The organism is Enterovibrio norvegicus DSM 15893 (genome assembly GCF_900115495.1).
Classification (GTDB): domain Bacteria; phylum Pseudomonadota; class Gammaproteobacteria; order Enterobacterales; family Vibrionaceae; genus Enterovibrio; species Enterovibrio norvegicus.
Genome location: NZ_FOWR01000082.1, coordinates 1 through 5,848, shown reverse-complemented (window position 1 = coordinate 5,848; position 5,848 = coordinate 1). Strand labels below are relative to the sequence as shown.

General features: G+C 48.6%; 8 protein-coding genes. 4 read left to right on the top strand and 4 right to left on the bottom strand.

What is annotated here, in order from left to right:
- The first annotated feature begins 417 nt into the window (after positions 1–417).
- On the top strand, positions 418–957 hold the full coding sequence (locus tag BM082_RS24395) for a gamma carbonic anhydrase family protein (RefSeq protein ID WP_074928977.1): 540 nt from the start codon (positions 418–420) through the stop codon (positions 955–957).
- Here BM082_RS24395 and BM082_RS24390 read toward each other — a convergent pair.
- The 4 genes from BM082_RS24390 to tsaC are packed head-to-tail and all read right to left on the bottom strand — an operon-like array spanning position 954 to position 3,560.
- Positions 954–1,217, bottom strand: coding sequence for a DUF1488 family protein (locus tag BM082_RS24390; protein ID WP_074928976.1), 264 nt, complete (start codon positions 1,215–1,217; stop codon positions 954–956). The genes BM082_RS24395 and BM082_RS24390 overlap by 4 nt on opposite strands.
- Before the next feature lie 2 nt (positions 1,218–1,219).
- Positions 1,220–2,041, bottom strand: a complete 822-nt coding sequence (gene aroE, locus BM082_RS24385) for a shikimate dehydrogenase (RefSeq protein WP_074928974.1) — start codon at positions 2,039–2,041, stop codon at positions 1,220–1,222.
- A 14-nt stretch (positions 2,042–2,055) separates the two neighbouring features.
- Positions 2,056–2,973, bottom strand: coding sequence for an oxygen-dependent coproporphyrinogen oxidase (gene hemF, locus BM082_RS24380; RefSeq protein ID WP_074928972.1), 918 nt, complete (start codon positions 2,971–2,973; stop codon positions 2,056–2,058).
- A 29-nt stretch (positions 2,974–3,002) separates the two neighbouring features.
- A complete protein-coding gene (tsaC, locus tag BM082_RS24375; protein ID WP_074928970.1) occupies positions 3,003–3,560 on the bottom strand; it encodes an L-threonylcarbamoyladenylate synthase type 1 TsaC in 558 nt (185 codons plus the stop codon).
- Between the two features lie 242 nt (positions 3,561–3,802).
- Here tsaC and purE point away from each other — a divergent pair, with 242 nt between their 5' ends.
- From purE to BM082_RS24360, 3 genes are all read left to right on the top strand, one after another.
- Positions 3,803–4,288 (top strand): 5-(carboxyamino)imidazole ribonucleotide mutase, encoded by a 486-nt coding sequence (gene purE, locus BM082_RS24370; protein ID WP_017010811.1) that lies wholly within the window; start codon positions 3,803–3,805, stop codon positions 4,286–4,288.
- A gap of 2 nt (positions 4,289–4,290) precedes the next feature.
- Complete coding sequence (locus BM082_RS24365) at positions 4,291–5,436, top strand: 5-(carboxyamino)imidazole ribonucleotide synthase (protein ID WP_074928968.1); 1,146 nt, start codon at positions 4,291–4,293, stop codon at positions 5,434–5,436.
- A gap of 105 nt (positions 5,437–5,541) precedes the next feature.
- On the top strand, positions 5,542–5,848 hold a 307-nt coding region (locus BM082_RS24360), incomplete at its 3' end, for an IS3 family transposase (RefSeq protein WP_074928966.1).

Sequence of the window (5,848 nt, the reverse complement as noted above, 5' to 3'; positions counted from 1 at the left end):
GGCGATGAAGTCAAGAAGAAATTTTGAGATTTTTCAGCGTGGTGTTCACCGCATCCAAAACGTCTTGTTGACTTCCTTCAACCGCGATAAGCACTGGGCTTTTCCGTTGAAGCAGGCGGGCATTCTACTGATTGAGTCGTTAACGTCAAGCGTTTATTTTCAATCCATTTTGAAGCCGTTTCGCCGTACTGATTCGTTGGCCAGTTCCGTGTGGAGTAGGTCGCCGTGTCAGTGAGGTCGCATTATAGGGACGGTTCAGATCTTGGCAAGGGGTTTTGCGCGGTTTTTCATGAAAAACGGTGCGTTCGCTCAGCAATCAACCAAACAGGGGTGCTTAGACGAAACATTGGTGATGAATTGCACTATTTTTCGCATCCATATAGGCTGGAATTCTAATAATCCTTTAGGACATAACAAATGCAATCAGTACTTCGAAGTTATAAGGGCATCTTCCCTAACGTTGGTGAGCGTGTATATCTAGACCCAACATCTGTGATGGTGGGAGACATTACCCTTGGTGATGATGTGAGTATTTGGCCTTTAGTTGCTGCGCGTGGCGATGTTAACCACATCATTATTGGTGACCGATCTAATGTCCAAGACGGTTCGGTGCTGCATGTCACCCATAAAAACACCGACAATCCTCATGGCTACCCACTTATTATTGGTAAAGACGTGACTATCGGGCACAAGGTTATGCTTCATGGTTGCACAGTTGGCGATCGTGTATTGGTTGGAATGGGCGCTATCGTTTTGGACGGTGCCATCATTGAAGACGATGTGATGATTGGTGCAGGCAGTCTTGTTCCGCCAGGAAAGCGACTGGAATCAGGCTTCCTCTATGTAGGAAGTCCTGTAAAGCAGGCTCGACCACTAAAAGAAGCCGAGCGGGCATTTTTGCAAAAATCGTCTGACAACTATGTCGCCACCAAGAATGACTACATTGCTGAAGGTTAACGCACCCAGATTTCCCCCTGCTCATTGAAGTTCTCATCCTCAATGGCTTCTTCGGCGAGATCTTCGAAGTCAAAGCGATGCTGGTCAAAAACCGCCAGTATCGCTTCATCTTCTATTAATGCTTCATGTTGACGCTTTCGAATGTCATCTATAGATACATAACAAACAATCAATGCCCCTGACTGCTGTGCATGAAAACAAACAGCATGTTTGTCTTTATCTATCTCTTGATGATCAGGAAATAAAATACTTTGGTTCATGGTTACTCGGCAAGATTACGGCGAAGTTCCCTTAGCACCTGTCCCGTTCCCGGTTTAATGCCACGCCAGATAGTAAAACTTTCCGCAGCTTGTCCCACCAGCATACCTAGCCCATCAATCAGACGAGCAGCACCTTGATCTTTCGCCCATTGATTGCTGCTGGTAAGTCCTGAGCCATACACCATGTCGTACACCGTACTTTTCTGATGAATGACCGTAGCCGGAATATTTGGATGTTCTCCGGACAAACTGGCGGATGTTGAATTGATGATGATATCGAACTCAGTCTCACCCAAAGAATCAAAGGATGCGGCTGAAACATTCCCGTATTCAGAAAACAAAGAAGCCAGTGTTTCGGCTTTGCTCACCGTTCGGTTGGCAATCACTAGCATGTTGGGACTGTGTTTAAGTAAAGGAAGTACAACACCGCGCGCTGCACCACCCGCGCCGAGCAGAAGAATGTTGGCACCCTCTAACTGCACATTATGGTTGAGCAGATCCTGAACAAGACCTTCCCCATCCGTGTTATCACCAAGAATGCCGCCATCATCCAGCTTTTTAAGCGTATTAACCGCGCCCGCTAAACGAGCACGCTCTGTAAGCATGGTTGCCATGGCATATGCATCTTCTTTAAATGGCACGGTGACATTACAGCCACGACCACCGTTGGCAAAAAACACATCCATGGCTTCATTGAAACCACCAATGGGCGCTTGCAAGGTTTCATATGACATCGACTGCCCTGTCTGACGCGCAAACAAGGTATGTATAAATGGGGACTTGCTGTGTGAAATCGGATTCCCGACAACGACGTATTTATCCATTTACCTACTGAACCTTACCAATCCCTTGGCGTTAAATAGTCTTTATAGAGTATTGCTTCAGGAGAGCCCGCTTCAGGCTCGAATCCATACTCCCATCTAACAAGTGGGGGCATAGACATTAAAATTGATTCTGTTCGACCACCACTTTGAAGGCCAAACAAGGTGCCACGATCATACACCAGGTTAAATTCGACGTAACGGCCACGGCGATAAAGCTGGAACTGACGCTCATGCTCTGAGAACGCTTTGTCCTTTCGTTTTTGAACGATAGGAAGGTAAGCATCGAGAAACCCTTCGCCGACCGCCTTTATATAGTTAAAAGACGAATCAAACCCCCACGCATTGAGATCATCAAAGAAAAGTCCTCCAACGCCACGGGTTTCATTCCTATGCGGAAGGAAAAAATAGCGATCGCACCACGCTTTGTGCTCGGCATAAACGGCATCACCAAACGGCTGACAAATCGCCTTTGCGGTATTGTGCCAATGAAAGCAATCTTCTTCGACAGGATAGAAAGGAGTGAGATCAAACCCACCGCCAAACCACCAAACAGGGGCTTCGCCTTCTTTTTCAGCAATGAAGAAACGCACATTGGCATGAGACGTCGGAATGTGTGGGTTGTTCGGGTGAACCACCAAAGACACCCCCATGGCTTCAAAGCTACGCCCTGCAAGCTCAGGTCGATGCGCCGTTGCTGAGCCCGGCATCTTATCGCCAAACACGTGCGAGAAATTCACGCCGGCTTGTTCAAAGACAGTACCGTCACGCAAAACGCGACTGCGACCACCGCCACCCGCTTCTCGCTCCCATGCATCCTCCTCAAACGTAGACCCCCCATCTTCATGTGACAACGCATCACAAATACGGTCTTGCAACGAAAGTAGGAAGCGTTTTACGGCGTCTTTATCGACTGGCTGGGTGTGGTCTTGCACAGGAGTTCCTTCTTATTCCAACGATTAATTTAACCTTGTCGAAGCACCTTACCAGAACGTGCATCGCGGATCTCGGTTGGCCTCTCAAGACCACCCGTTTTTCCCTCTAAAATACACGCAACGCGATCGCCAAGTTGTGCGTCAACCTCTTCGACTGAACGGCACGGCTCTTCACCGCTAAGATTTGCACTGGTTGATGTTATTGGCTTACCAAACGCAGTACACAGCGCTTGCACATCAGTGTGGTCAGACACGCGTACCGCAACCGTATCAAACTGCCCCGAGACCCAATCCGTGATTTTCTTGCCTGCAGGCATCACCCACGTCACAGGACCTGGCCAACTGGCCAACACATCTGCTTGCGTTTCTTCACTCAATCGACTCATGTCGATGTACCCATCAAGTTGGGCAAGATCGGCAGCAATTAAGATCAGTCCTTTTGCACGGTCACGCTCTTTCACATTCAGTAAAGCTTGAATGGCCTGCGCATTGTCAGGGTCACATCCAACACCAAACACGCCTTCTGTCGGATAGGCAATCACGCCTCCTTGAGACAGGGCTTTTACACATTGCTCCACGTTGCCCAATGTTCTTCTCCGCATTTTCTTCTTACGCTTTCGCATACTATGACGAATTAGGCATGGCTGACTCAACAATTTTGTCACACTTAGAAACACACCGGATAGTTTTCGCAAGAAAGTAAAAACACCCTGTTTCGCGCGAAAAGCATCGACGCAAACGTTTTCCTTGTGATTTTTTACCGATATAATGGCGCGCAATTTCACGTCATAAAGACGACAGTGAGTACATGGCAGTTACAGGAGCAGTTATGAAAGTCGGCATCATCATGGGTTCAAAATCGGATTGGCCAACCATGAAAAACGCAGCAGACATGCTTGAGCATTTCGGTATCGCGTACGAAACAAAAGTGGTTTCCGCACACCGAACCCCTCAACTGCTTGCAGAATATGCCAGCAACGCTGCTTCTCAAGGCATTAAAGTCATCATCGCAGGCGCAGGTGGTGCAGCACACCTTCCAGGTATGACGGCGGCCTTCACCAGCCTGCCTGTATTGGGTGTTCCAGTGCAGTCGAAAGCCCTTAAAGGCATGGATTCCTTACTGTCTATCGTACAAATGCCAAAAGGCGTTGCGGTCGGCACCCTTGCCATTGGCGATGCTGGCGCTGCAAATGCTGGCCTACTTGCTGCACAAATTCTTGCGACGGGAGATGACGAACTACTGACTAAGATCGACACTTTCCGTCAGAACCAAACCGACACAGTATTGGCACACCCAGACCCATCGGTAGACTAATCATGAATGTATTGGTACTTGGTGCTGGTCAGTTAGCGCGAATGATGGCGCTTGCGGGCGCACCATTGAATCTCACCATCAGTGCGTATGATGTTCGCTCAGGCAACGTCGTTCACCCTGTGACACTGGAAGTGCTTGGCCGTGGGTTAGAACATGGCATCGCAAACGCTGACGTCATTACCGCCGAATTTGAGCATATTGCCCCCGACGTACTTCGTCTTTGCCAAGACAGCGGAAAATTCTACCCTGGCGAAGAAGCCATTTTAACGGGGGGGGATCGCCGCAAAGAAAAGGCCCTGCTGGACAAAGCTGGCGTTAACAATGCCCGCTATCAGGTCATTGAAAATCGGGCGGATTTTGACAACGCCATTGCGCGCATTGGCTTGCCGATGATCTTGAAAAGCGCTTTGGATGGGTACGACGGAAAAGGCCAATGGCGACTTAAATCCGCCGATCAAGCCGATGACGTGTGGCAGGACATCGAAGCCTTCCTGACCGCGTCTCATCAAGCAGACCGCCAATGTGTTATCGCAGAAGAATTTGTTCGCTTTGATCGCGAAGTGTCCTTAATTGGTGCCCGCGGACAAGATGGCAACCTTGCTATCTATCCACTCACGGAAAACATTCACACCGACGGTATTTTGAGTGTTTCCGTTTCTGCCAATGAGAACGCAGCCCTACAAGCACAAGCTGAATCGATGTTTGACGCGGTCGCATCCGCGCTCGACTACATCGGTGTGCTGGCTATCGAGTTCTTTGACGTGAATGGCACGCTGATGGTGAATGAAATCGCGCCACGCGTTCACAACTCCGGCCATTGGACACAACAGGGTGCTGATGTTTGCCAATTTGAGAACCACCTCCGCGCCGTGTGCGGGTTACCGTTAGGTAGCGCAAAACGCGTTCGTCCAACAGCAATGGTGAATATCATTGGTGAAGTGACAGTGCCAACAAGCATCATGCCTTTGGCTCACGTTCATTGGTATGACAAAGCACCAAGACCTGGTAGGAAGATTGGCCACATCAACGTGTGTGCCAGTTCGCAGAGCGAATTGGGTGAGCACTTAAAAGCGCTTTCTACCCATTTATCGATGGATGAATTCCCTGCATTACTAGAAGCAGCTAAAAAGCTGAATCAAGAAGCATAAATTCCGTTTCACACGCACAAAAAAGCCGCGAATGCGGCTTTTTTTCTCTTAGTGTCCCGTCCTAAATAAGGTTGACACTTTTCCAACCCGAAATTGGAGAGTGTTATGAAATCAACAACCAAGCGCACCCAACGAGATTATTCCCTCGCCTTTAAATTGGCTGTCGTAGACCAAGTAGAAAAAGGCGAAATGACCTACAAACAAGCCCAATTACGTTACGGCATTCAAGGTCGTTCCACTGTATTAACTTGGCTTCGCAAGTATGGTCATCTAAATTGGACTAAAGGTTCTCTCACACCAACCCGTCTAGGTGATGCTATGCCTTATACATCGACGCCCCAAACCCCCGAACAGCGGATTAAAGAGTTAGAGCAACAGCTTGAAGACACCAAGCTTAAAGCGGATTTTTTTG